A 25,519-nucleotide genomic window follows, 5' to 3' on the forward strand; every position below is an offset into this window, starting at 1 on the left:
GGTCACCGGCAGGTCACGGCCCGGCGACACGACACCCGTACGGCTGCGCGCCGCAGCCCGGCGGTGACAGAGTGGCGCGAGAGCAACCAGGACATAACCTCGAAAACCTGTTCGACCGTGTCCTGGCTGTGACATAAAAAGGGCACACTGGTATAGGGATCGCCGATGACCCCCAAGGCGTCTAAACGGGTAGAAGGAACTGGGAGACCAGCGGGAGGAGGCAGCGGCATGGCACGCATCAAAGACGTCGCCGCCTACATCCTCGCCAAGTGCGGCCCCATGACCGCCATGAAGCTGCAGAAGCTCTGCTACTACGCCTACGGCTACCACCTGGCGTGGGAAGGCCGCCCCCTGTTCCGGGCACCCTTCGAGGCGTGGGCCAACGGCCCCGTCGCCCCCGCCCTGTACGGCCTGCACCGCGGCCGGTTCCAACTGGACGCCGGCGACATCCCCGGCGACCCCGGCGTCCTCGACGACGGCGAACGGGAGTCCGTCGACGTTGTGCTCGACAACCTCGGCAAGCTGTCCGCCCACGACCTGTCCGAGATGACGCACCGCGAAGCCCCCTGGGTCAACGCCCGCAAGCGCGCGAACGTCGGCCCGCTGGAGCGCAGCAGCGAACCACTCGACGACGACGAGATCTACGAGTTCTTCGACGCCCTCGTGTCCGCGGATGGGCAGCAGTAAGAAGAAGGTCTCCGCACCCGCCAAGACCGGTAAGGGCAACAAGCCCTTCGTCGCGTCGCGGTCGCTGCTGCCGCGTGCGGAGACCTCCGACAGTCGCATCGCGTGGCGGTTCTGCCACGTCGACCACGCCGGCCCGTGGGGGTTCGGCGACCTCACCTTCGCCCAGATTATGGACAAGCTGCGGGCGTTCGAGTCCATGACCTGCCGCGAGATCTTCGACCAGGGCGAGGAACCCGGCAAGCACTACGACGTCGCCGCCCTGCCCAACAAGGTCGCGATCGACCGGCTAGAAGCCCTCAACCTTGGCGACATGACGAAGATCTCCCGCCTGCGGCTCGGCGGCGCCATCCGCCTGTACGGCTTCCTGGAGGGCAACGTGTTCCACGTCGTGTGGTGGGACCCCGAACACCAGGTGTGGCCCTCCACCCGGCGCTGACCCCCAGCCCCCACAGCGGGGGGTCAGCAGGCCGCAGCCTCCACCGACTCCGCCAGCACAAACGCGCGGTTCAGCCCGGTGATGTGCAGCAGCCGGGCCAGCACCCCCCGCGCCCCGGCCAGCACCAGGCGTCCGCCGCCCGCCGCGCACCGGTCCCGCAGCGACAGCAGCAGCCGCAGACTGGAGGAGTCGCAGAACGTCAACGCCGACACATCCACCACCGTGTGCTGCCCCGCCTGCACCACCTCCTCGAACGCCGCCCTCAGCAGGTCCGAACTGGCCGCGTCCAGCTCCCCGTCCGCGACGAGCACAACGCGCGGCCCGTCCGGGCGGGTGGTGATGCGGAGATGATTCAACGCGCTACCCGATCACTGGGCGAGACGTGAAGCCTCGGGGGAGAAATCGGGGGACACCCCAGGTGTACCACGCACGGTGATCTCTCCGTTACCCCCTTCGGTGCAGGGCCGACCGCCAGAGATCGACGTGCGGGCGATCGGTTGCGAGGAAAACGGCGTTGAGGGTGTTGACTCAATTTTGCACCACCCCTTAAATCAGACCGCAAGAATCTGGCCATACCTCCCGTATGGGCGGCTTTACGGGAGTCTGGACGTTGGTGGGGGCCTGCATCGGCGCGGTCACAACGCTCCTAGCGGTCTGGCTTAAGCACAAGTTCGAGAGGCAACGCTTCAAGCTGTTTTGGCGCGTGATGGAAGTCGTCCCGATCGTGACCGACGAGACGCGCGATCACCTCACCCTGTTCCACAACTCGGTGCCAGTGAAGGACCCGCACACGGTGAAATTCCGCCTGGACGCTGAAGGACCCAACGACCTAGACGCCGACGCGTTCAAACAGCCCATCAAGGCCGAGATCGGCGCCAAGATCCTGGACGTCGTGAAAGAGGAGGCCATCCCAAGCTCGCCTCCTGCACTGCCTCGCCATTGGAACGGCAACACGCTGCTGATTGACCCCGGGCACATCGGTCGCCAGCAGCAAGTCACCTACACGCTGCTGGTCGAACAGAAGCCGCCGCGACCAACCAAAGACAAAGTCACAGGCAGTCTCGTCAACGTCGATCTACTGCCATACCCGACCGGCCCCTCCCGAAAGCGCACACTGTTTCAGAGCGTTTGCGTGCTCGTGGGGGTTGCGTTATCCGTGGGGGCGTCATTTAGCGAATTCTTCACGGGGGCAAACAGCATCACTGTCGGAGTGACGATCATCGGTTTTGTTCTCTTTATCCTCGCGTTCCCCTGGCGCATCGTCAAGGGGTAGCGGCGCCCTCAACAACGTGCCCAGTGACGCCACGCTCGCCGCCACCACCGCCCCCGCCAGCGTCGGTGTCGGAGCAGGAATGGCCGGTCGGGCACCCGCGCCCAGCCCCGGCCCGGGATGTGCACCCAGGCCCGGCCGGACCGGTCGACCAGCCCCGCCTCCCACCACCCGGGCGGCGGGCTCACCGCTCCGCCTGCCCGTCAGCCACGGACGCCCTCCACCACCGGCACCAGCCCCGAGCACGACGGGCGGGACGCCGCCCAGCCCAACACCTGCTCGGCCGAGGTCCGCTCGCCGGCCACGGCCGGGATCGGCGGCCCCGCCATCACCAGCAGCTGTCCCTCGGCCAGCGCGGCCTCCACCCAGCCGGGCGGCGCGTCCATCCGCTCGACCTCGACCAGGGTGGTGCCGCGTCGGGTGACCGACAGCCACCTCGCGCGGGTCAGGGTGCACCGCCACCCGCGGCCCGCGTCCTGCAGCACGAACGAAGGCCCCTCGACCCGGGTGTACGGCAGCCCCAGCACCGACAGCGCAGCGGGCAGCACCTCCACCGCCGGGTCGCCGATCAGCGGCGACACATACAGCAGCGCCGACGGAACCCCCGGCAGGTCCTCGACCCACAGGAACGGGCGGGCGTCGATCGGCCCCATCGTCACGGCCCCGCCACCCCCCGCTGCCCGCCCGGCCCCGCCGCATCCCCGGGCGCCTCGGCGGTGACCTCGCACAGCACCCGGGCGGCGTCGTGGATGCCCCGCACCTGCTCCGGCGGCAGCTCGCGGAGCCGGTCCCGCAGCCGGTCCAGGTCACCCCGGAAGGCCAGGCCCATCGCGCCCGACGCCTGCATGGTGCGGTGCGTCACCTCCATGCTCCGCCCGATCGCGCTGACCGCCTGGGCGAACGCCAGCAGCGGGTCCGGCGGCGGGTCGCCGTCGCGTTCCCACACCAGTTCGCGGGGGCTGGTCCACAGGTGCTCCCCGTGGTCCCAGGCGATGTTAACCGAGCAGCAGTTCCCCGACACGTCGGAGTCGTGCACGCGGCCCGCCCCCGGCCTACCCTCCGGCCGGGGGGCGACCTCACCCGCCCAGTCCAGGTACAGGTGGCGGACGCGTCGGCCGACGGGCAGAACCTGCTTGGCCTCATCCAGCGTGATCACAACGCGGCTTCCCTTCGCGGGGCGACGGTGCAGCGCATTACACCACCCGCCGCGGCCCGCCCGCCTGCGTCTTCGCCGAAGACACGGACGCGAGTGTGACGGGGCGGCTACGCTCGGCCACGCAACCAGCCCCCTCGGCGATCTCGACGCTCCAACGCCGCGGGGGCCGGCTACCCGTATGACGCGGCCCCCCGGACGGTCACCCACCGGGGACGCGCCGCGCCGCACGCGGGGCTCGGGCCTCCTGGGGTTGGCCCGAGGCCTCCCGCGCCCCGTCAGTCCGGGCGGCGCATCAGCTCGCGGGGAGTGGGCACGCCTTCCCGGTTCAGGTGCTCGGCCAGCTCCTCGGTGTCGAACACCCCGTCGGCGTACAGCGCGTACACCTCGCGCACCACCTCGGCCTGGGCCATATGCAGTCCGCGCTCCATGCCAGCACGGTAGGCCGCCCCCCGCCCGGTGTGACACAAGTTGGCACTTGTTGGCAGAAGTTGACACCCCGCCGGTGGGCTCACCTGCGCCGCAGCAGCGCGAGCAGCCTCCGCGCCCACGCGGGCGGCGTGTACGCAAGGTCGCACACCACGCCGGACCGCAGCTGGAACGTCCTGGCGTACGTGAACGACCGGCCCGCCCCGGCGCCGCTCACAGGCCCTCCCGCTGCGCGTGCAGGTCCAGCACCCGCACCCCACCGGCGGCCGACTCCAGCGCGTCAACCGTCTCCCCAAGGTCGGCGTCATCGGCGTCGACCCGCCCGAACAGGTCCCGCACCACGGGGACCAGCGCGGTCAGCCCCTCGGCCAGGTCGTGCACCACCTCGGCGACGTCCGGGGTGCGGGCCACGTCGACCGCGCCCAGCCGCACCGCCGCGGTGCGCAGCAACGCCGCCGCGGCGGCGCCGCTGTCGTCGCCGGCCAGCCGGGCCAGCGTCTCGAGCTCCAGGCGCTGCTCCTGGTCGGCGACCGCCGCCAGGACGCGGGCGACCAGGTCGCCCTCCGCGCCGCGCGGCGCGGCGACCAGCCCGATCAGGCACCGGGCGAACCGCTCCTCCAAGGTCGCGGCGCGCAGCCGCGCCTCGCGCAGCGCGGGTGGCACCCCGAACCCGGGCGGGGCGTCGCCCTCCGCTTGGGCCAGGTCGGCCTGCGCGGCCTGCATCTGGCGGCGCAGCAGCGACAGCTCCCCGTCGTGGAACCACAAGGGTGCCGACCCCTCGGGCGGCCCCGCCACCAGGTCATCGTCCATCGGGTGATCGGTCATGGTCAGTCCTTCCGTCAGTCGGCGGGTTTGAACAGCTGCGTGTCGGGGTCCCACACGAACAGCCCGACCTCGATCAGGTCGAAGATTTCACGCTTGTCGACGCCGTACCGTTCGGCGGCGATGTCCTGGGGCCAGCGGCCCCACCACATCGACGGCTTGTCGTCGATGACGCCGCCGAACACCTCGCACCCGGGCGGCTCGTGGCAGTCGTACCGCTGCCCGCCGCAGTACGGGCACCGCGCCTTGGCGCACCCGGGCCGGTGCGGCTCGTTCATCGCGGCGTGGCAGCCGCCGCACAGGCTCGACAGGTCATTGGGCACGGTCATCGACCGGCGGACGTACCGCCCGTCGGCGGGCGGGTCCTCACCCACCGGCCTGCTCCCCGCCGGGGGTGTCGATCGCGACCGCATGCCGCCACATCCCGCCCGGGGTCCGCTCGTAGTGGCCGGGCTCGAAGCTGCCCGCCTGCAGCACGATCTCCAGCACCAGGCCCAGCTCACCCCGCAGCCGGTCGTAGCGGTCCACGTCCTCGTCGTCGTAGCCGCCGTCGGTGCGGCCGTCGACGATCTCCGCCATGTCGGCGTACACGTCGTCGCTGTCCCCGAACGGGTGCCTGCGGTCCAGGCTGGGGGCCCCGACGTCGCGGTGCCCCTCCCACGCGGTGTTGGCGCGGCGCAGCAGCCGGATGTGCTCGGGCCGCACCTCGAACTGGTGGGCGTCCCGCAGGCCCCGCCACACGTCGTACGGGCTCCACTCGTCGTCGGTGGTCATGCGGTGTTGATCCTTCCCGGCCGGGATCGGCCTACCAGTTAGGGGGTCAGCGGGCGATTGACTGCTGGCCCGAATCCGGGCCGCGCCCGCTCACCTCAGCCCGCAGGGGTTGGAGGCGGGACAGCGCGAGCCGGGGGTCGGTGAACAGCGACGGGTTCTCCTGCAGGACCTGCACCTGCTCGGGTGTGAGCTCCCGCACCACCGGCACCCCGTCGACCTTCACGATCAGGATGTTGCTGATCATGATGAGTGCGTCCGGGGTGGACTGCAGTTTGTCCAGCAGGTTGGCGACGGCCTCGCCCTGTGCCTTGGTGATCTGGGACTGCGGCTCGCCGTACCAGCGCGCCTTAGCCCCGGCTGTGAACGCGTCGCCGGCCTGATCCAGCCGGTCCGGTTCCACCTGCCGTTTGAACGCGGCCGTTATTACCTGCCATACGGACCCGCGAATGGGAGGGCTGCTGCGGACTGGGGCCAGGCCGAACGCCTCCATGGCGTCGTCGAGTGCCTCGCGCACGTCGTTGTATGCGTCGTCGTTGGAGACGTACAGCACAATGGGAGACAGTTGCTCAGCGTCGTCCATGTCTATGGCCTCGTCCAACAGTGCGAGGCTGATCCAGCCCTTCACTGCCAGCTGCGGATCTTCGGACTCGATCCAGGCCAGCAGTTCGAGCTGGCCGAGGCGGTAGAGCACCACCTCAACCTTAAAACTCTTCCACCGTGTCAAGAGGACTTCCCGCAAGGCGGGCGAGGACTCCCGGACGAACGTCTTCATGCGGGACACCAGGACTTGAACCCTGCTGGCCTGGGTGATGATATTGGCCAAGGGCAGGGAGATGCGTTCTCTCAGCTGGGCTCGTAGAGGGGTTTCCAGACGACGCCATGCCTCCAGCGCATCGGCATAGCCCGGGAGTTCCCGCACGTGCTCCGACTGCCGAGTTAGCCGACCAGTTTCGTCAAGCCAAAGGTCTTCCATCAGCCTGTCGCCGGACTCGCCGAGATCCACCCGCACAGCTGGGGGCCGCGCATCGTCTGGCCGATCAGCTTCTCCGCTCATGTTCTGCCCTTTCTGGAGTCGCGCGACTAAAGGCCAGCGCCGCGCATCGGGTTGTTGCGCCGCTTGTCGACGGCGCGGATGTAGCGCAGCACCACCGACGAGCCGGGTTTCCACCGCCCGTGCTCGGTGATCGCCGACATGGGCGCGCGTTCCGCGTACGCCCAGCTGGCGCCGGTCGCGCGCAGCGAATGCGCGGTGACGTCCTCCGCGCCGTCGATGCCCGCCCGGACGGCCAGGCCCCGGATGATGTCGTTGACGGCGTCGCCGCCGAGCGACGGCCCCACCCGGTGGTTGCGGTAGAAGCGGCGCAGCAGCCGGCCGCCGGTGTGGCCGTGTTCGGCGAGGAACGCCGTCCACTGCCGCCACGCCCCGACCGGGTCGGTCAGCGGGTGCTCCCCGGGCGGGATGTAGACGGTCTCGCCGTGGGCGTCCTGGTCGGTCTTGCTGTGCCGGATCAGCACTTCAAGCTCGCCGTCGACCACGCGGACGTCGTCCTGGAACAGGGCGATGAGCTCCGACCGGCGGCCCATCAGGGCGACGCCCAGGTCCAGGACCAGCCTGTCACGCCACCCGGCCGGGTCGTCGGGGCACACCCCGGCCATCGCCCGGACCTGCTCGATGGTGAGGACGGGGGCCTGCCGCTGGTTGCGGCGGCCGCTCTTGGCCCGCCGCTGGCGGTAGCCGCGCAGCGCGAGCGCGGCGCCCTCCCGGTCCGGCTGCCCCTTGTACCCGGCGGTGCGGTGGCAGGTGCGGATCGCCGCCATGGCCTGCTCGATGGAGACGGGGGCCAGGCCCCGCGCGCACATGTCGGTGACGTACTCGGTGAAGGTGTGCGGGGTGGCGGGCAGCGGCACCCGGCCGGTGTGGGCGCACCAGTCCTCGAAGTCCCGCCAGTGGCGGGCGTAGGCGCGGCGCGTTTCGTCGGCGACACCCTCCGCGATCAGTTCGCGCGCCTCGTCGCCGAGTGCGAAGTCCGTGTCGGTGTAGACAGGTTCGGGGCGGGTGCGCGCAACGTCACGGCTGGGTCGTATGACCAGCTGTGCGTCACTCATCCGATCCCCCTGCTTACCGGTGGTAATTCAGGTTATCGCGTGTATAAAGGCCGGGTAACGGAATCGAACGAGTTTCTAACGGGGCACCAAGGGCGCGTCACACACACCTATATATAGGTGCGCGCCGACAACCAGCCCCCGCTCGGAACATGCCCCCACATGCCCACCCGCGCCCGTGCGCGCCTAACATGCCCGCATGTCCAGGTGGGTGGGGGTCGACGGCTGGGAGGTCGCCGTGGTCGAGCTCGACGGCCGCCCCGTGTTCCGCGTGCGGCACCTCGGCTACCACATCTGCTACGCCCGGTCCGTCGCCGGCGTCGCCCAGCACGTCGACCTGGCCGACCTCGTCGAGGTGGTGGAGCTGCGCCGGTAGCGGTGCACGCGCCCAGCGGCGCACGTCCTACCCGAACAGACCATCGGCGTCGTTGATTCGCTCGTCCACGTAGGCTGCGGCCTGGTCCCACCAGCTGCGGTAGGAGTGAGCGCTGCCGAGCGCGAGACGCAGCACACCCTCGGGCGGGTCGTGCGGCGTACGCGGCAACTCGATCACCTGGTAGGCGGCGACGCTGTTGGCGTTGAGGGACCGCAGGCGGCGCAGCGCCTCCTCACGCCACGGTTTGGGCTCTTCGTCCGGAGGCTGGGGCGACAGCAGGTGGGGCTCGATGTGCGGCCGCAGTACGTCATGCACGACGGGCAGCGCCACCCGCGCGACGTTGTCGAGATCCTTGCCTTGCTCGGGGGGCACAACGAGGAAGGTCACCTTCACCGGGACCACGAGGGACGTGAACAGCGGGTGCCGGGCCCGGAACCCTTCCAGTTGTTCGCGGAGTGCACGGGTGAACGCGGTGGCGTCGCCGGTGGCTCGGGGCAACGCTGGCAGCGCCGCCGTGAGCGGGTTCGACAGCAGCAGGTGCCGGCTCATCATGTACGAGTCGCGGAGCAGCGCCTCGAATGCCTCCCGCCATTCTTCGAGGCGCCGTGCGGCCGTGTCGGAGAGGCTGTCGAGGTAGGAGCACAGGCCGGTCAGGAGCGCCGCGTCTGTCCGGGCCAGGACGGCGGTCTGCGTCTGCATCGCGTCGAAGTAGACGCTGAACTCGTCGACCCACGACCACGAGGCGCGGTCGCCGGTTGGGAGATCCAGGGCGCGATCAAGCTCGTCGCGGAGTTCCGGCGAGTAGAACGGGCTGGACTCGTCCTCTTTGGCATCCCAGTCGTCGTGGCTGAGCCGTTGGGCGAGCTGGAGGTCGGAGGCGACGTCACGGACCGGGCGGGCGACGATGGTGCTCCACCCGGGGGTTTCGCCGTCGGCAGCCTCAGGGTCCCATCCCTGGTGCAGGCCCACGTACAGGAACTTGACTTGCCGGTCGTCCCGGTAGAGCACGCTGCGCCAGCGAGGCTGGACCGCTGCGTCGGCTGCGCCGAGGAGGTCAAGGACGTGCTTGGCGAGCTGGTGGATTGCCGGCGGGTTCCTGCGTCTCGTGTAGAACTGCAGGTCCAGCGCGACGGGCCCCGTGAAGGGACGCCGCCGCCTGGTCATCAACTGGTCGAGCACCTGCTGCTGGAAAGCAACGGATGATCGTTTCCCTCTCCGGCCTTTGCGTTCGGGTTCGCCGTGCATGGACAGGTAGAGCGTGCGTGCCCAGCGGGACCGCCGTTGCAGCACCCAGAAGTTGTCCGGGACATTCCATAAGGACTGTGTCATCGCCCCTCCATGACAGGCATGGGAGCACGGACACGGGCCGCGCGCCAGGCGTGCGGGTCAGGCATCCTTCGTGGTGAGCAGGCGGGCGAGGAGTTCACGCTCGGCCGGGGCCAGGTGCCCGCGCAGGGCGACGGCGATGGCCCGCACCGGCGGGTAGGGCGCCGGGTAGCCGAAGATGTTGCCGACCGTGGGGGTAAATGTCAGCCCGTGGCGCGCCGGGTTGTACAACTCCCACTCCGGGTCGCAGTACGCGTCGGCGTCTGGCGCGCGGCAGCGCGGGCCTGGGAGCGGCCCCAGGCCGCATGCCCCTGGCCCGCTGGCCGCCAGCGCGGAGCCGCGCCAAAATGCTGCGCCGCTTCACCCGAGAGGCGTCGATGCTACGAGGGTGCGCCGAGTGCTGTCAGGGTGCCGTCGTGGGACAGCACGATCAGTCGGCCCTCCGCGATCCCGATGCCCCGTACCTGCGGGCACGTGGCCACGAGCTCGGGCCGCTGCGGTTGCGCGGGGTGCATCACGAAGATCTGTCCACGATCGTCGGCGAGTACCAGTCGCCCGTCTGCGCTCCGAATGGTCCGCGACTGATACACCCTGCCCATACCGGACACCTCGAACCGCACGTCGGCGACCACACGGGCCTGCGTCAAGTCCACGGCGAGCCAGCCGTGCTCGTCGACGATGTGCAGAACCCCAGCCTGATCCAGGACACCCGTCAGCCGTGACGTGCGGGGCAGCGCAACCCTCGCCATAGGGCGGCCAGAGTCCACACTGAACCCGACCAACTGGTTGTTGATCCGATCGTCCACCCACAACACGGCGCGGACCACCGCGACTATGTCCGCCCCCCACAGCGAACCGCCCGGCCGCCGCCACCGCTCAAGACCGGTGCGCACGTCCAGCGACACCAGGTCACCCCGACTAGGGGCCATGTGGCTGATGCCGATGAGCTGGTCGCCTACGGGCATCACCGGTGCCTGCACAACGGGGCTGCGCCACACGATATGCCCAGTGGCCTCCTCGACCAGCTGGGTTTCGGACCAAGAGTCGTCGAAGCAGGACGCCAGCAGCCGACCGCCAGGCAGCCCCACCACGTCGACCTCGTCAGGGTGTTCCGTGCTCTCCCACACGGGCATGGGCGGCCGCTCGGGGCTGAGCCGGTACACCATGCCCGAGTTGTCGACCACCATCAGCTGCCCGGGATACCCCGAGCCAACGACACGGACCGGCACCGGCCATCGGCCCGCGTCCGACCTAAGGTCCGGCGGGGCCGCGCCTAGGGCCAGCACGCCGTGCTCCGAGGACGTCAGCATGGCCACTCCCGACACCGAATCCAGCCGGGCTTCGCGGGTGTAAAAGCCCGTCAAGGGCACCTGCCACGCCACAGTGAGCAGGGCGTCCAGCGGCCGATCTACTACGGCCTGCCCCATGTCGTACTTGGGTGCCACGATTACGCCGGTCTGCATCGGCTCATGCTATTGGCGGTGCCGGCTTGGCGCTGGAGAAACGGGTCAAGCGCCGGCACTCCGTGGCACGACGACGAAACGTGGTACGGGCCCAGCAGTTCGACAACTGGTGTAGCGGCCGCTCGCGGCCGCCCCCAGGGCGGCCGGAATAAATACCGGGCATATGCGGGTGATGCACGGGCGCAGTGCAACTTCCCCGTACACCCGTCGCCTCGGTGACGGGCATGCTACCGTCAGCGACGAGTTAGAGGTCGAACCGCTTCTCGCGAGCCCCCGGCTCCCACGACTCGACAGACCACGAACGCGGGGCCGGGGTCTCGGGTCGTTGATTGCGAATGCAGGGTCCCAGTGCAGTGCGCCGGGGCCCTGCCGCTTTCCGGGGGTTTCAGCCGTTTAGCCGGGCGGGGTGGTGGTTACTCTGAGCGGTGACACGGGCACCCTCGGTCGGCGGATTAGCGTTCATCCACCGGGGGCCTCGTTGACGCGGGCCCAGGTGGGTGGCGCCACTTCCGGCCTGGGCCCGCCCCACGTCACCGGCCGGGCGGGTCGCGCCGCAGCGTCTGCGCCTGCGCAGCGGCGAGGCGCAGCGCCGCCGGTTCCTGCCGCACCGCCTCCACCTGCCGCTGGTGGTCGCGTACGCGGCGCTCGGCCCCGATCGGGTCTGGCGTCCCGTAGACCACGCCGCGCAGGATGCGGTCCTGCTGCTCCCCGGTGATCCCTTCGTCGTCCAGGGCCATGGACAGGTGTCGCAGCAGGCGGCGTACCGTGTCGGCCTGCGCCGTGAAGGTTGGGTCCTGGGCGGAGATGGCGGTCAAGTCGGCGCGGTTCAGGTAGGAGCCCCACATGTGGTCGGCGTGGGCTGCAATCAGTCGGTCTGGATAAAGCCCATTCCCGGTTCGTACTGCCGCCTCTCAAGAGAAGGGGCGGTGGACGGCGAGGGGAATGTTGCTAGGTATTCCAGTGCTGTAGTTGGCATGACGGTCTTTTTTAGGTCGCTACGGCCGATTTGATCAGCGATGTATGCTTTATCGCCTTTATCGCACTCCGTGCGAACGGACGATATTGACATGTCTGCAGCTTCGGCTAGGGCTTTCAATCGGTATGGTTCGGGCCGAGTGAACTCGCGTGCATATGTCAGGAGTAGGCGGATTTCGTTCTTGATTTCACGTTTCTTTCTGGCAAGTTCCTGTAGCCGGGCGAGGACCGGATCCTCGGTGGGCGAGCTCTGTGCGGCGGCAACCAGCTCACCCGCGAGAGCCTCTCGCTGCTTACGGACGGCTTTGAGTTCCTCCTCGCGCTCCTTGGGTGCTCGCCCTTCGATTGCCTCTGGATCGGGCTTGAGGATCTTAGATAGCTCTCTTGCGGCTTCCATCATGGAGCACAGTATGCGCTCAGTGTTGCGAAAAGTGCAAAGGTTTACGCCTATTTGGCGATCGAGGTGAGACGATCAAGATCTTTACCGGAAGGTAGGGGCAAGATTTTCTCTACCGAGAGGGGTAAATCCATTCCTTGTGGCCGCCACCGGGAGGAACCTCTTATGCCGTGACCTGATTACGATGCGGGGGCTCCTGCTCATGTGGCATCGTGCACTGAGGAGCACCTCAAGAGGTGCCCAAGAACACGGCGAGCGGCCTCTCTGTAGCACCAGAGAGGCCGCTCTTCGCGGTCCGGTCCCAGCTCTAGGCATGCGAAAGGAGAGGCCGCACACATGAGCGTACTCCGAGGAGCCTTCAAAGAGAAAGACAAGGAACCCCATAAGGAGCCGCAGAAGCTCCCGCAGCGGTGGGCGATCATCATGCTCGCCGCTGCGGTCGGCTGGTGGATCGTCAAGTCGGCCGCTCAGGAAGTGGTAAGTAGGCTCTCCAGTGAGGAAACGTCCGCTGCGGTTACGGTCGGAGTTCAGACTGTTGGCTTCACTACCGCAGTCGCGATCATCGGTCTCCTCAATAACATCATGGAGTAGCAGGACCTCCACTTCTTGAGCTCCCGGCCGCACCCTGACAGCCCGAACTGCAAGGTGCGGCCGGGAACCAATCGGGCGTGCGCCGGCCGGCCGGGGCTGCTACTCCTGCGCGGGCGGGACCTCGCCCGCCCGGAGTCACCCTCCGTCTTCTGACGCGGGCCGGTGCTGGCCGGGTCCGCGGTGATGCGGCCCGTTGCACGCCACCCGGCGATGACCTCCTGCGCGGTGCCTGGCCCTGCCGGGTCACCCAGCGCCTCGACCAGCTCGCGGGCGAAGCCCTCACCTCGTCGTTGATGAGGTGACGCACCCACGGGGACACCACCGGCACGGCCGCCACCAACGGCCCGCCGTCGGGGTCATGCCGGGCCAGGGCTTGCAGCAGTTGGGCGGCCACGTCCAGCGCCTCCGCCCGGTCCAGCTCCGGGGAGGTGGCCCTCACCACGTCGACGCGCCGCTGCCCGGCCTGGTCACGGTCGGGTAAGTCGTACGGCACGCCCAGCAGGTCGAGCATCCGCTGAAACAGCCCCGCCTCCAGTAGGTAGGCGGGAACCTGCGTCCAGTGGGGCGCCCGGCCGAGGGCCCGGGTCAGGCGGGCGATCCGCGCGGCGATGGCGTCGCAGCGGGGCGACCAGTGGCCGTCGGCGCGCAACGCCAGGTCCAGGTCTTCCCACAGGCGGGCCTGCTCGTCCAAGGCCGCCGCCTCCACGTCAAGGTCGCCGGCCTGGTCAACGGCAGGGGGGATCCGGTCGCGGTAGTCCACGGCCGCCAGCGTACGGGGGCGGCCCAGGCGGTACCGGGCTGTTCCGGTAGTCCGGCGCCAGCCGACAAACGGCGACTTCGGGCGGGTCGAGGTCCCGCCCGCGCAGGAGTAGCAGCGCCGCCGCCGGCACATACCCCATCCCCATCTGCTCACACGAGCGCCGCGTGACCGGCCAGGTGTGAACGGTCATAAGCCTCAACCATCTCGTGGGCGAACGCCGCACGTCGTCGTCGGTGAGGCGACGCACTCACCTCGGGCACAGCCGCCACCAGCACCCGACGTCGGGGTCGTGCTGGGCCAAGGGCGTGCAACTGGCGGGCGGCCACGTCCAGTGCATCCGCCCCCCTTTGGGTGAACGCCGCGAAGAGTACAACGCGGTGTCGGCGCGGCGCTGCCGCACCCCGTAGCAGGTGGGTGGTTCATACGGCACGGCCAGCAGGTCGAGTGCACCTTTATCGATGTTACAGCCCACCCGAAAAATTGTGATGTCGAATTACCAGATGAACTTGAGGTTCCAAGATCCCTGCTGACCTTTCAATATCACTCTTTGCGCGTGACGGCTCACTCATTTGGTCTTGTCAGGCATGTGTTGGCGATTGATGATCACAGTCGTAGATCCACTCGAAAAAGTGCATGAGTGTGGGCAGGAAAGGGAGCAGTAAATTGTCACGGACTACTAGGCGTACAGTGATCGCCCTCGCCACAGCAGTCACGTCTGCGGTACTAGCGGTCGGCGCTTACACGATACCCGCCTTCGCCGCAACATCTTACCTCTTCCATAATTCCCAAACGAATGCGTGTCTGGACAGTAACAGCAACAGCGCTTACACAAATCCCTGTAACCCGAACAACAACTTCCAGCGGTACTATTACGCGACCGGCAATTACGGCTATCTTATCCGGAGTGTGGCTACAAATTATTGCATTGACAGCAACGGCAGCGGAAACGCTTATACGAATCCATGTAGCGCCGGAAACGCCTACCAGAACTGGCAACGAGTCAACTGGTCAGGCTCTACCTTCGAACTGCAGGACATCGCGACAGGAAGATGCCTGGAGACGGACGGGACTGGCGCAGTTTTCACTAATAGCTGCAATGTCGGAAACAACGCGCAACGCTGGTGGAATTAGCTACAGGGCACATCAGCAGCGTAGGGCGACAGGCCGCTCGGGTGAACTTGCCCCCTAGTGGGTGCGGGTCGGGCCAACAGAGGGCGATGTCATGAGCCTGCTGACAGTTGTCGGTCGGCTTCGCCGCCGGGACAGGTGTCGCCCAGCAACTGCAGCAGTGTCACCGTTGGAAGCCTGCGATTGTAGGCGCATGGTCAATGCCCCGCGTTGAGCAGCCTGTCACCGTGATGGATAGGCGATCTACTGTAGCGAACTGCGATGACATCTGCCGAAACTCCTTCTTGAATCTCCTTGTATGGAGTTCCACGATCTCAAGGAACCATCATATAAAGGCGACTTACCAAACCCAAAGGAGAAAACTGTTGCTTCAGGTACAAGGTGCGAAACAGGCCAGGCGGGCTTCCGTCGCTTTCGCTGCAGCACTCACTGCTACAGCATTCGGGGTTACCGCTTACCAAACACCCGCCTCTGCGGCACCGTTGCCACTACTCCGCAGTGTTCAAACAGGTGCATGTCTCGATAGCAATGCGAGCGGGAACGCCTACACGAATCCCTGCAGCAGTGGAAACAACTACCAGCGATGGAACTACTACTCCGGAAATTACGCCATTCTGTTCCAGAACTATGCCACGGGCAGGTGCCTCGATAGCAACCTGAGCGGAAGTGCCTACACAAACCCCTGTAGCGCCGGCAACGCCTACCAGAATTGGCAGATAGTCAATACCTCCGGCTCAAGCTTCGAGCTGCAGGACATTGCCACAGGAAAGTGTTTACAAACGGATGGGACCGGCGCAGTGTTCACTAGTAGCTGCAACGTCGGAAACAACGCTCAGCGATGGGTGTTTGCTTAGCTAGCCGTTTGTCCAGCACCGCGCTAGGCACGCACACCCCTGTCAGCTATTTGCCGGCACACGAGAAGGGAATTTTTATGCACACTTCGAGCAAAAAGCGAATCTTCAGGATGATCCCATTCGCTCTGCTGCTTCCCGCTGTCCTGGCCTTGTCGACCACACACGCTTCAGCCGCTACAAGCTACCTCCTCAGGAACAACGGGAGCGGGGATTGCCTGGACTCAAACGCAAGCGGTAACGCGTACCTGAACCCATGCGATAGTGGGAACAACTTCCAGCGCTGGGAGTTCGTCAACGCTAACTGGGGGGCTCTCCTCAAGGATGTAGCAACAGGCCGCTGCCTGGACAGCAACGCAAGCGGATCCGTATATACCAACCCCTGCAGTACCGGTAACGCTTATCAGAACTGGGTACAGCCCTCGGGGAATTATTACAAGAACGTGGCTACGGGTCTTTGTCTCAGAGTTGGCGGAAACTACCTCGATGAAGCCCGTACGCAGAGCTGCGGAACTAGCAGCTACTTTAGCTGGACGAGGCTCTGATGTAGGCGGCGCAAACCGTCCGTAAACAGCCGAACGAGGCTTCCAGATTTGCGTGATGGCACAACCTCTGCCATCATGGCTACACAAGAACGGAATCAAGAGACGCTCCAGTCGCAACTGGAGCGTCTCTTTCCTTATTGGATTGGATGATGAAAGGCTACACAATAAGCCGCCTCAAGCTGCAGGGAAAAATAGGTTCGCATCGCTGCACTGTTTTCGCTATGTCTACGGCAGCCGCCGTCATTTATTCGACTCTAGGTTTAGTGAAGTTCTTCACCTATCGCACGGGGATATACGACCTCGTTATTTTCGATCAGGCCATACGTGGCTACTCGCGATTCACCGTGCCCGGATCCTATGTGAAGGATCAATGGAACCAGCTTGGAGAGGCTGTTTCGATTCTCGGTGACCATTTCTCGCCGATTTTGGCAACGCTGGCTCCGCTCTATTGGATATACGACGGCCCGCAAACACTCATTGTCGCCCAGGCCGTATTATTTGCAGCAGCCGCGCCGTTCTTGTGGGTGTTTACGTATAGAAAATTTGGGCGTGGTTGTGCCTATTTTGTCAGTATGGCATATTTGCTGTCTTGGCCGATAGCGGAAGCTGTGGCCTTTCATTTTCATGAGTATGCGTTTATGCCTGTACTCACGGCGGTACTGTTTGAGCGCATGCAAGCAGCCAAGCCCTGGCATGTGGTGGTCGTCACCTTGTTGATCCTTCTGGTCAAGGAGGATATCGGCTTCTTTGTCATGGGCTTAGGCTTGGCGCTTCTATGGAAGCGGGAGTGGCGATGGATGGGGGTATCTTTTATCGGTCTTGGGCCTGTGGCAGTTTGGGCTACAAGTCAAGTATTGATTCCGGCCTTCGGTGGCGCATCGGATCGATACTGGTACTACAGTGAACTTGGGGGTAGCCCCAAAGCGGCTGTGATTCACATGCTAACGGACCCAATGAATGCACTCGAACTCCTTTTTACTCCTAGTGCCAAAGTGGCCACGTTAGTCCTGCTGCTAGCCCCGCTGCTTTTTTTGTCATTAGCGTCTCCGTACTTCTTTGCTCCGATGATGCTGCTGTTGGAGCGGATGTTAGCCAGTGACCAGCCAGGATGGTGGGATACTCACTATCATTATAATTCGGCGATAATTGTAGCTCTGCTGTGTGCTGCTGTTGATGGTGCGGAGAGGCTGATTCGATGCGCCTCGCAGCGCATGCCCCAATTAGGCGGAAAGCGGAGACTGGGCTTGATATGGGGTGCGGCTAGCTTTTCCTGCACACTGGCCTTTGTCCCTTTTTTTGCGCTGGGAAACTTGCTTAGCCCCAGCTGGTATCAGAAGACTGAGCGTGATCACGCGGCGGACGCAGCAATCGCACTAGTGCCGGATGGGATCCTTGTGGAAGCGGCCAACCAGCTGGGGCCAAATCTATCGTCCCGAACGAAGGTTGTAATATGGCGAGAGATGCCGCGTAGGGCGCCTTGGGTAATTGCCGATATCCACTCGCCTCAGCCCATGTTTCCCTCCCTGAAAGAGCAGTGGGAGGACATTGAAAACTTGCAAAGGAATGGTTACCGCATACTCTTCTGGCGGGAAGGATACGTCGTTCTTCACCGCGACTGAGCGTTGGCTCAAAGGTAAGATGGTTGACCCGCCTGTACTGGCAGTGGGCGGCATAACCGTAGCTTACGTGGGGAATCGCTAGGCTGTGCGCGCAAGCATAGGCTGGCACGGGTTCAGCGACGGCGGTCGCCAATGTTGCGCCCGTACACCCCGGCGGCGCTGGGCCCCTGCGGGGTGGGGCGGTTCGGCAGCGGCGCGTGCACGATCGCCCCGCCGGTGATGTCGGGCAGCAGCCCGAACGCCAGATATACCGACGCGTCGATCCGGCCGGGGCTGTCCGGGTCGGTTGGCATCCACGTCGACCATTCAGCCTCCAGGTCGTGGAACGCGCCGGCGAGCCGCACCCGGTCCAGCTTCATCTGCTGCGCGATCGGCTCGGCGCGCAGGAGTTTGCCCTGGCGGGCGCGCAGCGCCTGCACCATCGGCGGCAGCTCCCGCGCGGGGATGCGGCCTTCCCGCTGCAGCGCGTCCCACGACGTGGCGATCGCCAGCTCGCACATGTCGCCGCCGTAGTTGTTCTCCACGAAGATCACCGACGCACCGGTTTCGTGCACGAGCAGGCACGCCTCCATGGACCACTCCGTGGACGACATGACGCCGGACCGGTCGTGGGTGATCCACACCCGCTGGTCGTCGCCCAAGAACCCGCCGATCACACCGGCGGTGTCGCGGCCGCCGCCGGACGGGTCGACGGCGACGGCCACCCGCTGCGGCTGCACCCCCGCCGGGTTGGCGCGGATGGTGCGCAGCAGCTCGGCCGACACCAGCGCCCCCTCCACCGGCTTGGGGTCGCCCTGCCCGAGCGCGTGCCAGTCCCGCACGATCGACGTGCGTTTCATGTCCGACCACCAGGCCAGCAGCGCAGCCCGGTCACGGGTGCGGATCTTCGGGTGGGGCAGCGGCTCCCCGGGGGCGCGGCCCAGGGGGTCGGGCCCGAACTTGGGGTCGGCGATGGCGGGCAGGTGCAGGACCTTCCACCGGCCGCCTTCATCCAGGCGGCCCTCCTCGGCCAGGCGGCGGCCCGCCAGGTCGTCGCAGTTGTGCACCAGCACGCCGCCCGCCACGAAATCCCCGGTCGGCGTCTGCAGGTCGTACACCGGCCCCTCGTAGTGCGTGGCCTCGATCGACTTGACCCGCACCCACAGACCGCTGTCGTCGGCGCGGATGTGTCGGTTGCCGCCGCCGGGGTGGTAGCGCAGCTCGTGCGGCGCGCCGCCACCCGACCGCATGATCGACGCGGCGATGCCGTGCTGGGCCAGCAGCGTCTGCATGTCCCGCAGTAGTCGGAAGCTCGACGACGTGACCCGCTTCCACCCATCCCGGTTCCCGGAGGAGCGGTACTCGCAGCCGTCGCCCAAGGTCCAGCCGTCGATCAGGGCCAGGGCGTGCTCTCGTGGCAGCCGATGCGCCCAGTCGGGCAGCTGCTTTTTCGTCGCACCGAGGCCGAACTGCTTAAGCAGGTTGGCGAGCTGGGCGCTGGACACCGTGACGACGGCCGTGCGCTGGGAAGCGTTGGCCCAAGGGGACTGTTCGGGGTCCCCGCGTAGGTTCACCGCCGCGCGCAGCCCGTGGCGGCCCAGCACCTCCCGCACGTGCGCGGCGTGCGTGTCGCGCTCGTGCTCCCCGAACGACCAGCGGCAGACATTCAGCCGGTCCTTGTCTCTGCCGTACGTCAGGGTGCCCTCGGCGACCCAGTAGCCGACGACCCTCCAAAACTCGGGGTCGTGCACGCAGGCCAGGTCGATCACGTTGCCCGCCGGGCGAGTGACGCCCAGCACCCGCGCCCACTCGTACGCGGCGGACCGGGTCTTGCTGCCGTACCGCTCGGCGATCTGCTGGTAGGTCATCCCGGCGGCTAGGTGGACCTCCATTTCCTCGCGGGTCAGCGGCGCGTTGCGGACGCGGGTCGACCTCGCAGGGTCCCGCCGAGGCGCGGGCGGCGATGGCAGCAGGGCCGCCAGTTCCTCCGCCGTCATCTCCGGCCGCCTGCGGGCGGGCAGCAGCAGCCAGTCGAGCCGCTGCACCTGCCGGGCCTCGCGCCACCCGTGCTCGGTCCACACACGGTGCTCGGGCGTGACCTGCAGCGTCTCCGGCGAGCCGTAGAACGCCAGGGTCAGCGTCTCGCCGTTGTGCAGCCGCGCCGCGGTGGCGACGACGGGTTGGTATCCGTCGCTTGTCAGGACCAGCTCACCGGGCTGGATGTCGCTGACCGGCTTGTCTCCCAGCACTGTACTCACACGTTGATTCTCTACCAGGCAGTGCCATCGCGTCAGGATAATGACGACGGCGTTGCGGTCAGGCTGGAGCCGTTTCAACGCGGTCGAGGAGTACCAGTCGTGGACCCGCTGCCGGGACCGGACCGACTCCGCGTCCTTCCGGTCCTTGTGCGGGTCATCAATGACCAGAAAGTTGACAGAGAATCCTGTTAGTCCGCTTCCCACCGAAACGGACCGGACGCCGCCGCCGGTCCGCAGGTTGTAGTCGTGCGACGCGCCCGAGCCGGGCCGCAGCACCAGCCCGAACTCCTCCCCGTACTCCTCGATGTACGCCTTGACCGCCTTGCCTCGGCGCAGCGCCAGGTCATCGCTGTAGGAGGTGATTGCGACGTTGTCCCGGGCGTGGAGGCACAGCCACCAGTACGGCCCCCACTCCGCGACAGAGGTACTTTTCCCGACCTGCGGCGGAGTGATCACAAGGAGCCGGTCGTACTCCCCGGCCTCCAGCCCCGCCATCGCGTCGCCAATGACCCGCAGGTGCGGCCGCATGTGCCACGTCGGGTCCAGGGCCCGCGCCAGCGTCACCGGGTCCCGCAGGATGTCCTTACGCAGGGCCTCCTGGGCGGCGAGCAGTTCCGCCAGGGCGGCCTCGTCGTCCAGGTGGTCCAGCCCGCCGGTCAACCTACTCGCCGTCGTCGTCTTCGTCGCCGGCTGCGCGGGCGCGGCGGGCGACGTCCTGGGCGAGTTCGGCCAGGTGGGTGCGCCGCTGCTCCGGCGGCAGCTCCCGGAAGCGGGTGAGTGCCACCTGCAGGCGGCCGCCGTCCTCGGTGACCTCCACCTTCGACGTGGTCCCGGCGTGCAGGTCGGTCATGGCGTCGCGTTCGACCCGCACGCCCAGCTCCCACAGGCGGACCAGTTCGGCGACGGTCAGCTTGGCCGGGTCGAGCTCCAGCAGCCGTTGGGCGGCCTTGGACTGGGCGAGCTGCGCGGTGCGGATCTGCCGCTCGGCTGCTTTGCGGCGGGCTTTGGCTTGTTCCAGCAGCCACTGCTCTTCAAGGTGCCGGTCGTAGGCGGCGACCCGCTCCGGCCACTTGTGGGTCGAGCCCCAGCGGGCGATCAGCGTTGCACTCTTGCCCAACTGGCGCGCAACGTCGCGGTAGGACCTCTCGGTCGCTGGCATGTCCCGGTATGCGGCGAACGCCTCGAACGCGGGGGCGGATTCGTCGTTGCGCCGCTCCCACGGCTTAGGGCTGTCCATCGGCGGGCTCGCTCGGGTCGTCGTCGTCGGGCAGGGTGATGTGGTGTGCGTCGGCGTACGCGGCGAACACCTCCTCGACCAGCCTGTGGCGGGTGCTCTTGGTGACCGTGTTGCGGGCCAGGGCCTCGTCCACCACCGTCTGGATGACCGCCGCGGTGCGGGGCGGGACCAGGGCGGTGCCCAGCAGCTCGGCCAGCGGGGTGTGGGCGTGCGGGTCCAGCTCGTCGGGGTCGGCGCCGTCCAGGCCGAGGGCTTGGGCGGTGGTGGTGATGATGCGGGACACCACGGTTGACAGGGCGCGGGCGTCGTACTCGCGGCCGATGCGGCGGGTGAGGGCCTGCCACTGCTCGTACAGGGACCGGTCGACCAGGTACAGGTGGTCGCGGTCCAGGTCGACCTGCTCGGTGATCTGCTTGACCGCTGTTTCGAACTGGTCGGCCTGGTGCGGCAGGAACGTGATCAGCACGGTGCGGTAGGCCAGGTCGAGGTCCAGGTTCGGCAGGCTCACCCTCGGCGGAATGATCTCGATGTCGGGTGGGGTGACGAACGCCTCCAGCCGGGCGTCCACGTCGCTGATCTGCGCGTAGATCCGGGCGACGATCTGCTCCTCCGACTGGCCGTGGATCGCGTTGTGGGCCAGTTGCTTGGCCTTGACCTGGTCGGCGGTCAGGCCGGTGATGTCGACGATGGTCCACACGTAGGCGACGCCGGCCGCGCGGGACGCCCTCACGCGGTGGTGCCCGCTGATGATCTCCAACCGGTCGTTGACCATCCCGCACAGGGGCAGGGATTCCAGGCGGCCGTCCCGGCCGATGGTGGCCGACAGCCGCTCGAACATGGCCGGGGGCATGGCCTGGGCGTTGAGTTCCTGCTCGTGCAGGTCGTCGACGTGGACGCGCCACAGCTCCAGGCCCTGCCCGAGGTCGAGCACCCGCTCCGGTGGGCGCCGCTCCTCCGCCTCGTCGGCGGCAGTCTTGCTCTTCGTGGTGGGCATCAGGCGGGTTCCCCTTCCGTGACGGCCGGCTGCTGCTGGGTGGAGGCTCCGCGGCCTTTGCGTTTCTTCCGCCGCTGCCCCGTCGCGGTGGGTTGGGGGAGGCGGGGGCCGTCCCAGCCGGGGCGGCAGACCCAGGCCTGTTCGGCGTGCCAGCGGCGCATCACCTCGGGCAGGGTGTCGGTGCGGAACTCGCCCTGGTACAGCAGCTGGAACCCGCCGCCGGGGCGGGGCTCGCGCTTGGCGAGCTTCATCACCCCGCGGTCGGTCTTCCCCTCGTGGTTGATGGTGGGGGACGCGGTGGAGATGCCGACGATCTCCGCCTGCTGCAGTCGCGGGTTGTTGGCCAGCACCCACCGCTTGAAGTCCCCGCTGGTGAGCGCGAGCATGAACAGTTTGCCGAGGCGGGCGTACCTGGCGGAGGTGACGGTGATGCCGAACACCTCGCCGACCCAGCCGGAGTTGCCGAGCCGGATGTCCCTGGTGTGCAGGCCGAACGCCGTGGTGACCCGGCCGTCGATCAGCATGAGGCAGTACCGTTCCGCCTTGGTCAGGCCGAGCCGGTGCACGAACAGGTCCCGGTAGTGGAGGCAGGTGTCTTTGTCGACCTGCTCGAAGCTGATCACGGACTCTGGGGTGATGTCCTGGTCGGCGTAGACGGGCCACTGGCGGGGCGGCCCGCCGAGGCCCTTGCGGACGACCAGGCGGTCCCCGGGGTCGCGGTTGCCGATGATGTAGTCGACCCGGTCGGGGCCTGCGGCGAACGCGCCGAGCTTCACCCAGTCCGGCGGGGCCTGGTCGTCGCCGTGGTGGACGTAGGCGGCGGCGAACACCGGGGACTCGGTGAAGGAGTCGAGCCACATGCGGGCGTCGGCCGGGTCGAACTCTTCCGCGATCAGCCGGCAGGCCCAGATGCGCGTTTCAGCCGCGCCGTACTGCTTGGAGTACCCACCCTTGTACCCGGGGAGATTTGCGTAGAAAAAGGTGTTTTGCGGGTCGGGGGCGGCCAGGGCGTCGTTGATCACGTCGCGGACGTCGGCGACGTCGTACCGGCAGCCCCGCATCAGGTCGACCTGCTGGCGCAGCCCGTCGGCGAGCTTGTCCCGGATCGCGGCGGCGTTGCGCCACATCTCGGTGCGCAGCTCCTGGGCGTGGGTGTTCTTCGGCGGCGTCGACAGGAACTTCACCGTCAGCAGGACCCCGGCGGCGTGCTCGTGCTCGTCGCGGGCCCCGGCGGTGAAGCGGGCCAGGTCGCCGGGGATGCGGACCTCCAGCTCCTCCAGGGTGTGGCGGGGGTCGGCGAGGTAGCCGACGATGGAGGAGAACAGGCACAGGTCGGACGCCTCGACCCGCTCCGGGTGGCCGTGCTTGGCGACGATCGCCGTGGCCGTCGACCAGCGGCCGACGCACGGCAGCACCCACCGGTGGTGGCGGGCGGGGTCGACCAGGGTGGCGACGAACTCGCGGGCCGGGGAGATGTCCAGCCCGGCGAACAGGAGGGTTGCGGGGCCGGCCAACGGGACCTCCTCGGGGGTGGTGCTGCTGGCTCCCGGCGGGGGTGGTCCGGCGGGCAGGTAGTGAGCCTGCACCTCCCAGCGGAAAAGCTGGGTGAGCTACTTGCTCCACCGCCGGTCGCTTTCGGGCAGGTCACACCATAGATCCCGGCGCCGCCTATGCGGGGGCGGTGCAACGTCCGGGCGGTCGATCATGGGGAAGTCTTGACCTTCGCCAGTGCCCGGGTGGGGCGGTCACCGCCCGCACGGGGTGCGGGGGTGGCCGCCCCTGCCCGGCCTGTGGGTCAGAACAGGCGCGGCTCGGGGGCGGGGGAGACCTCCGGCACGTCCCAGCCGAGCCGGTCGGCGAACCAGTTCGCCGCCCACGTGCGGTGGCACGCGTCCCCGGCGTGGACGTCCTCATAACAGAGCAGGACCAGGGTGCGGCCGGGGTGGGCGTCGGCCAGGGCGCCGAGCGCGGCCAGGACCTCCTCCCGTTTGGAGTCCAGGCGGCGGTAGAACGCCGCCTCCTTGACGTCCATCGGCTTGCCCTCGAACTCCGGGGCGTTGAAGATCCCGAACGGGGCGAGGGCGGCGACGAACTCGTATGGGTGGCGGAAGAACCGGGGGCGGCCGACGGTGATGCGGACGGCCACCCCCATGTCCCGGGTGTACGTCTTGAAGCTGCACGTCGCCAACGGCGGCTGCCCCGCCGGTGCGTCCGGCGGGGCCTCGGGCGGGTGTTCGGTCATCGCGGGTTGTTGTCCTTTCGTGTGCGGGTGGTCCGCGGCCCGGGGCGGGTGTCCGCCCCGGGCGCGCGGCGGGTCAGATGAGGCCGCCCTGCACGGCGTACCAGCGGCCGAGCTCCCACGTGTACTGGTCGTGCTGGCCGTTGTCGACGACCTCGGCCTCGGGGGAGTAACCGCCGTCGGTGCGGACGGCGTACGCGGCGCAGGACACCGTGCTGGTCCCGCGGATCTCGGCCTGCGCGGGCGCCATCACGTACCCCACGTAGTAGCCCTTGCGGGCGTCGTTGGCGCGGGCGCGCTTGGCGTCCTGCGCCTTCGACGGGGTGAACCAGGTGCCGGTGATGCGGCCGCGCTCGTCGAGCAGGGCGAAGTACACGCCCCACTGGCCGGACATGAGCTTGGCCGGGACCAGCCGGCCGGCCGTGTCGAACAGGGCGGGGAACAGGGCCTTGCCGCCCGCCTCCTCGATGGACGCCTGCAGGCGCAGCTCCTGGGCGACGACGCCGTGCGCCCACTGGGAGACGAACCCGTCGGTGTCGCAGTCCTCGTACGACCTCTGGGCCTTGGCGTCCTCGGCGGCGGCCTGGGCGCGCAGCTCCTCGGCGGTCGTCGCGGTGGCGGTGGCGGTCATGTCGGCGTCCCTTCATCGTTCCCTTATATCTTTATAATAGCCTGCACTTATCTAGATACAAGAGGACTGGCGGAAGTTTCCGCAGCTCAGCGGGTGTGGGGGCGGCGCGTACCCCCGGCCCAGCGGGCAGGGACGGCGGGCCGGCTACTCGCGCCGGGTGTCCCATACCACGGTGACCCGCCACCGCCCCGGCTGCAGCGGGTTGGGGTCGGCGGTGACCTCGGCGTGCCGCAGGTCGTCCTGGTAGTCGTGGTGGATCCACGCCAGGACCCGCTGCTCGGCCTCCACGCCGCTGCCGGCGTCGACCGTGTAGAACGACCGGTGAGTGCCGTAGTCGTCGCCCTCCTCGCCCAGCTTCTCGGCGTGCCACCGGTTGACCGGCACCTCCGGGAGCAGGGAAGCGAAGCTCGTCGCCATGTCGGCTCGGTTCCTTTCTGTCGGGTTACAGGGGATGTGGTGGGCGGCCGCCCCCGCTC

At 67.6% G+C, this 25,519-nt stretch carries 32 protein-coding genes; 9 read left to right on the forward strand and 23 right to left on the reverse strand.

The annotated features are described in order from the left end of the window. Positions 1–228: 228 nt before the first annotated feature. Positions 229–687, forward strand: a complete 459-nt coding sequence (locus F5972_RS08280) for a Panacea domain-containing protein (protein ID WP_150932829.1) — start codon at positions 229–231, stop codon at positions 685–687. Then, positions 674–1,123: a hypothetical protein gene (locus F5972_RS08285; protein WP_150932830.1), complete on the forward strand. Its 450-nt coding sequence runs from the start codon at positions 674–676 to the stop codon at positions 1,121–1,123. The genes F5972_RS08280 and F5972_RS08285 overlap by 14 nt, the downstream gene beginning before the upstream one ends. A 23-nt stretch (positions 1,124–1,146) precedes the next feature. Here F5972_RS08285 and F5972_RS08290 read toward each other — a convergent pair whose 3' ends face one another. Then, on the reverse strand, positions 1,147–1,479 hold the full coding sequence (locus tag F5972_RS08290) for an STAS domain-containing protein (protein WP_150932831.1): 333 nt from the start codon (positions 1,477–1,479) through the stop codon (positions 1,147–1,149). Positions 1,480–1,706: 227 nt separating this feature from the next. On the opposite strand from F5972_RS08290, the gene F5972_RS08295 reads away from it, so the two are divergent. Further along, positions 1,707–2,396 carry a hypothetical protein gene (locus tag F5972_RS08295; RefSeq protein ID WP_150932832.1) on the forward strand — a complete coding sequence of 230 codons (690 nt, stop codon included), beginning with the start codon at positions 1,707–1,709 and terminating at the stop codon, positions 2,394–2,396. A 200-nt stretch (positions 2,397–2,596) separates the two neighbouring features. Here the strand turns inward: F5972_RS08295 and F5972_RS08300 are convergent, their stop codons facing one another. The 9 genes from F5972_RS08300 to F5972_RS08330 form a co-directional block, all read right to left on the reverse strand. After that, positions 2,597–3,052, reverse strand: a complete 456-nt coding sequence (locus F5972_RS08300; protein ID WP_150932833.1) for a hypothetical protein — start codon at positions 3,050–3,052, stop codon at positions 2,597–2,599. Then, positions 3,049–3,549: a hypothetical protein gene (locus tag F5972_RS08305; protein ID WP_150932834.1), complete on the reverse strand. Its 501-nt coding sequence runs from the start codon at positions 3,547–3,549 to the stop codon at positions 3,049–3,051. The genes F5972_RS08300 and F5972_RS08305 overlap by 4 nt, the downstream gene beginning before the upstream one ends. A 275-nt stretch (positions 3,550–3,824) precedes the next feature. Beyond that, positions 3,825–3,977, reverse strand: a complete 153-nt coding sequence (locus F5972_RS37020; RefSeq protein WP_191910013.1) for a hypothetical protein — start codon at positions 3,975–3,977, stop codon at positions 3,825–3,827. An 80-nt stretch (positions 3,978–4,057) separates the two neighbouring features. Next, positions 4,058–4,192 (reverse strand): hypothetical protein, encoded by a 135-nt coding sequence (locus tag F5972_RS38765; protein WP_263641805.1) that lies wholly within the window; start codon positions 4,190–4,192, stop codon positions 4,058–4,060. Further along, positions 4,189–4,800 (reverse strand): hypothetical protein, encoded by a 612-nt coding sequence (locus F5972_RS08310; RefSeq protein WP_150932835.1) that lies wholly within the window; start codon positions 4,798–4,800, stop codon positions 4,189–4,191. The genes F5972_RS38765 and F5972_RS08310 overlap by 4 nt, the downstream gene beginning before the upstream one ends. 14 nt (positions 4,801–4,814) lie before the next feature. Next, positions 4,815–5,171: a hypothetical protein gene (locus F5972_RS08315; RefSeq protein ID WP_150932836.1), complete on the reverse strand. Its 357-nt coding sequence runs from the start codon at positions 5,169–5,171 to the stop codon at positions 4,815–4,817. Next, positions 5,164–5,571 (reverse strand): hypothetical protein, encoded by a 408-nt coding sequence (locus F5972_RS08320; protein ID WP_150932837.1) that lies wholly within the window; start codon positions 5,569–5,571, stop codon positions 5,164–5,166. Before F5972_RS08320 ends, F5972_RS08315 begins: the two co-directional genes overlap by 8 nt. A gap of 46 nt (positions 5,572–5,617) precedes the next feature. Then, positions 5,618–6,574: a hypothetical protein gene (locus F5972_RS08325; RefSeq protein ID WP_150932838.1), complete on the reverse strand. Its 957-nt coding sequence runs from the start codon at positions 6,572–6,574 to the stop codon at positions 5,618–5,620. 77 nt (positions 6,575–6,651) lie between these two features. Further along, positions 6,652–7,677 carry a tyrosine-type recombinase/integrase gene (locus tag F5972_RS08330; protein ID WP_191910014.1) on the reverse strand — a complete coding sequence of 342 codons (1,026 nt, stop codon included), beginning with the start codon at positions 7,675–7,677 and terminating at the stop codon, positions 6,652–6,654. 196 nt (positions 7,678–7,873) lie between these two features. Here F5972_RS08330 and F5972_RS08335 point away from each other — a divergent pair, with 196 nt between their 5' ends. Further along, a complete protein-coding gene (locus F5972_RS08335) occupies positions 7,874–8,050 on the forward strand; it encodes a transposase (protein ID WP_150932839.1) in 177 nt (58 codons plus the stop codon). A 27-nt stretch (positions 8,051–8,077) separates the two neighbouring features. Here the strand turns inward: F5972_RS08335 and F5972_RS08340 are convergent, their stop codons facing one another. From F5972_RS08340 to F5972_RS08355, 5 genes are all read right to left on the reverse strand, one after another. Then, the gene (locus tag F5972_RS08340; protein ID WP_150932840.1) at positions 8,078–9,379 is read right to left on the reverse strand and encodes a RusA family crossover junction endodeoxyribonuclease; all 1,302 of its coding nucleotides are present in this window, start codon (positions 9,377–9,379) and stop codon (positions 8,078–8,080) included. Between the two features lie 57 nt (positions 9,380–9,436). Continuing rightward, positions 9,437–9,607 carry a hypothetical protein gene (locus F5972_RS37025; protein ID WP_191910015.1) on the reverse strand — a complete coding sequence of 57 codons (171 nt, stop codon included), beginning with the start codon at positions 9,605–9,607 and terminating at the stop codon, positions 9,437–9,439. Between the two features lie 149 nt (positions 9,608–9,756). Beyond that, on the reverse strand, positions 9,757–10,839 hold the full coding sequence (locus F5972_RS08345; protein ID WP_150932841.1) for a PQQ-binding-like beta-propeller repeat protein: 1,083 nt from the start codon (positions 10,837–10,839) through the stop codon (positions 9,757–9,759). A gap of 530 nt (positions 10,840–11,369) precedes the next feature. Beyond that, complete coding sequence (locus tag F5972_RS08350; RefSeq protein WP_150932842.1) at positions 11,370–11,684, reverse strand: hypothetical protein; 315 nt, start codon at positions 11,682–11,684, stop codon at positions 11,370–11,372. A gap of 20 nt (positions 11,685–11,704) precedes the next feature. Further along, positions 11,705–12,214, reverse strand: coding sequence for a hypothetical protein (locus tag F5972_RS08355; protein ID WP_150932843.1), 510 nt, complete (start codon positions 12,212–12,214; stop codon positions 11,705–11,707). A 333-nt stretch (positions 12,215–12,547) separates the two neighbouring features. On the opposite strand from F5972_RS08355, the gene F5972_RS08360 reads away from it, so the two are divergent. Then, entirely contained in the window at positions 12,548–12,802 is a 255-nt protein-coding gene (locus tag F5972_RS08360) for a hypothetical protein (protein WP_150932844.1), read from the forward strand. Here F5972_RS08360 and F5972_RS08365 read toward each other — a convergent pair. Further along, positions 12,792–13,562, reverse strand: coding sequence for a hypothetical protein (locus tag F5972_RS08365; RefSeq protein WP_150932845.1), 771 nt, complete (start codon positions 13,560–13,562; stop codon positions 12,792–12,794). The genes F5972_RS08360 and F5972_RS08365 overlap by 11 nt on opposite strands. A gap of 633 nt (positions 13,563–14,195) precedes the next feature. Between F5972_RS08365 and F5972_RS39280 the strand changes: the two genes are divergently transcribed. From F5972_RS39280 to F5972_RS08385, 4 genes are all read left to right on the forward strand, one after another. Continuing rightward, the gene (locus tag F5972_RS39280) at positions 14,196–14,693 is read left to right on the forward strand and encodes an RICIN domain-containing protein (protein WP_150932846.1); all 498 of its coding nucleotides are present in this window, start codon (positions 14,196–14,198) and stop codon (positions 14,691–14,693) included. A 227-nt stretch (positions 14,694–14,920) separates the two neighbouring features. Continuing rightward, positions 14,921–15,544 carry an RICIN domain-containing protein gene (locus F5972_RS39285; RefSeq protein WP_225311342.1) on the forward strand — a complete coding sequence of 208 codons (624 nt, stop codon included), beginning with the start codon at positions 14,921–14,923 and terminating at the stop codon, positions 15,542–15,544. A gap of 110 nt (positions 15,545–15,654) precedes the next feature. After that, the gene (locus F5972_RS39290; RefSeq protein WP_225311343.1) at positions 15,655–16,086 is read left to right on the forward strand and encodes an RICIN domain-containing protein; all 432 of its coding nucleotides are present in this window, start codon (positions 15,655–15,657) and stop codon (positions 16,084–16,086) included. Between the two features lie 263 nt (positions 16,087–16,349). Continuing rightward, positions 16,350–17,705 carry a DUF2079 domain-containing protein gene (locus F5972_RS08385; protein WP_191910019.1) on the forward strand — a complete coding sequence of 452 codons (1,356 nt, stop codon included), beginning with the start codon at positions 16,350–16,352 and terminating at the stop codon, positions 17,703–17,705. A 113-nt stretch (positions 17,706–17,818) separates the two neighbouring features. Here the strand turns inward: F5972_RS08385 and F5972_RS08390 are convergent, their stop codons facing one another. The 7 genes from F5972_RS08390 to F5972_RS08420 all read right to left on the reverse strand — a co-directional run bounded on the left by F5972_RS08390 (position 17,819) and on the right by F5972_RS08420 (position 25,460). Continuing rightward, entirely contained in the window at positions 17,819–20,602 is a 2,784-nt protein-coding gene (locus F5972_RS08390; protein WP_150932850.1) for an LAGLIDADG family homing endonuclease, read from the reverse strand. A 1-nt stretch (position 20,603) separates the two neighbouring features. Continuing rightward, positions 20,604–21,179, reverse strand: coding sequence for a hypothetical protein (locus F5972_RS08395; RefSeq protein WP_150932851.1), 576 nt, complete (start codon positions 21,177–21,179; stop codon positions 20,604–20,606). Continuing rightward, the gene (locus tag F5972_RS08400; RefSeq protein WP_150932852.1) at positions 21,166–22,173 is read right to left on the reverse strand and encodes a ParB N-terminal domain-containing protein; all 1,008 of its coding nucleotides are present in this window, start codon (positions 22,171–22,173) and stop codon (positions 21,166–21,168) included. The genes F5972_RS08395 and F5972_RS08400 overlap by 14 nt, the downstream gene beginning before the upstream one ends. After that, positions 22,173–23,687 carry a putative antirestriction adenine methyltransferase gene (locus F5972_RS08405; RefSeq protein ID WP_150932853.1) on the reverse strand — a complete coding sequence of 505 codons (1,515 nt, stop codon included), beginning with the start codon at positions 23,685–23,687 and terminating at the stop codon, positions 22,173–22,175. Before F5972_RS08405 ends, F5972_RS08400 begins: the two co-directional genes overlap by 1 nt. A gap of 281 nt (positions 23,688–23,968) precedes the next feature. Then, positions 23,969–24,415, reverse strand: coding sequence for a hypothetical protein (locus F5972_RS08410; protein WP_150932854.1), 447 nt, complete (start codon positions 24,413–24,415; stop codon positions 23,969–23,971). Positions 24,416–24,488: 73 nt separating this feature from the next. Beyond that, positions 24,489–25,043: a hypothetical protein gene (locus tag F5972_RS08415; RefSeq protein WP_150932855.1), complete on the reverse strand. Its 555-nt coding sequence runs from the start codon at positions 25,041–25,043 to the stop codon at positions 24,489–24,491. Positions 25,044–25,187: 144 nt separating this feature from the next. Next, a complete protein-coding gene (locus F5972_RS08420) occupies positions 25,188–25,460 on the reverse strand; it encodes a hypothetical protein (RefSeq protein WP_150932856.1) in 273 nt (90 codons plus the stop codon). Positions 25,461–25,519: the final 59 nt, after the last annotated feature.

Origin of the sequence: Microbispora cellulosiformans, from assembly GCF_008728085.1 — a bacterium.
GTDB classification, from domain to species: Bacteria; Actinomycetota; Actinomycetes; order Streptosporangiales; family Streptosporangiaceae; genus Microbispora; species Microbispora amethystogenes.

Bases quoted from the DNA above. Each gene is read 5' to 3' on its own strand.
- F5972_RS08280 (WP_150932829.1), top strand. From the start codon at position 229: ATGGCACGCATCAAAGACGTCGCCGCCTACATCCTCGCCAAGTGCGGC.
- F5972_RS08285 (WP_150932830.1), top strand. From the start codon at position 674: ATGGGCAGCAGTAAGAAGAAGGTCTCCGCACCCGCCAAGACCGGTAAG.
- F5972_RS08295 (WP_150932832.1), top strand. From the start codon at position 1,707: ATGGGCGGCTTTACGGGAGTCTGGACGTTGGTGGGGGCCTGCATCGGC.
- F5972_RS37020 (WP_191910013.1), bottom strand. From the start codon at position 3,977: ATGGAGCGCGGACTGCATATGGCCCAGGCCGAGGTGGTGCGCGAGGTG.
- F5972_RS08310 (WP_150932835.1), bottom strand. From the start codon at position 4,800: ATGACCGATCACCCGATGGACGATGACCTGGTGGCGGGGCCGCCCGAG.
- F5972_RS08320 (WP_150932837.1), bottom strand. From the start codon at position 5,571: ATGACCACCGACGACGAGTGGAGCCCGTACGACGTGTGGCGGGGCCTG.
- F5972_RS08330 (WP_191910014.1), bottom strand. From the start codon at position 7,677: ATGAGTGACGCACAGCTGGTCATACGACCCAGCCGTGACGTTGCGCGC.
- F5972_RS08335 (WP_150932839.1), top strand. From the start codon at position 7,874: ATGTCCAGGTGGGTGGGGGTCGACGGCTGGGAGGTCGCCGTGGTCGAG.
- F5972_RS08340 (WP_150932840.1), bottom strand. From the start codon at position 9,379: ATGACACAGTCCTTATGGAATGTCCCGGACAACTTCTGGGTGCTGCAA.
- F5972_RS08345 (WP_150932841.1), bottom strand. From the start codon at position 10,839: ATGCAGACCGGCGTAATCGTGGCACCCAAGTACGACATGGGGCAGGCC.
- F5972_RS08350 (WP_150932842.1), bottom strand. From the start codon at position 11,684: ATGTGGGGCTCCTACCTGAACCGCGCCGACTTGACCGCCATCTCCGCC.
- F5972_RS08355 (WP_150932843.1), bottom strand. From the start codon at position 12,214: ATGATGGAAGCCGCAAGAGAGCTATCTAAGATCCTCAAGCCCGATCCA.
- F5972_RS08360 (WP_150932844.1), top strand. From the start codon at position 12,548: ATGAGCGTACTCCGAGGAGCCTTCAAAGAGAAAGACAAGGAACCCCAT.
- F5972_RS39280 (WP_150932846.1), top strand. From the start codon at position 14,196: ATGAGTGTGGGCAGGAAAGGGAGCAGTAAATTGTCACGGACTACTAGG.
- F5972_RS39285 (WP_225311342.1), top strand. From the start codon at position 14,921: ATGGATAGGCGATCTACTGTAGCGAACTGCGATGACATCTGCCGAAAC.
- F5972_RS39290 (WP_225311343.1), top strand. From the start codon at position 15,655: ATGATCCCATTCGCTCTGCTGCTTCCCGCTGTCCTGGCCTTGTCGACC.
- F5972_RS08395 (WP_150932851.1), bottom strand. From the start codon at position 21,179: ATGGACAGCCCTAAGCCGTGGGAGCGGCGCAACGACGAATCCGCCCCC.
- F5972_RS08400 (WP_150932852.1), bottom strand. From the start codon at position 22,173: ATGCCCACCACGAAGAGCAAGACTGCCGCCGACGAGGCGGAGGAGCGG.
- F5972_RS08410 (WP_150932854.1), bottom strand. From the start codon at position 24,415: ATGACCGAACACCCGCCCGAGGCCCCGCCGGACGCACCGGCGGGGCAG.
- F5972_RS08415 (WP_150932855.1), bottom strand. From the start codon at position 25,043: ATGACCGCCACCGCCACCGCGACGACCGCCGAGGAGCTGCGCGCCCAG.
- F5972_RS08420 (WP_150932856.1), bottom strand. From the start codon at position 25,460: ATGGCGACGAGCTTCGCTTCCCTGCTCCCGGAGGTGCCGGTCAACCGG.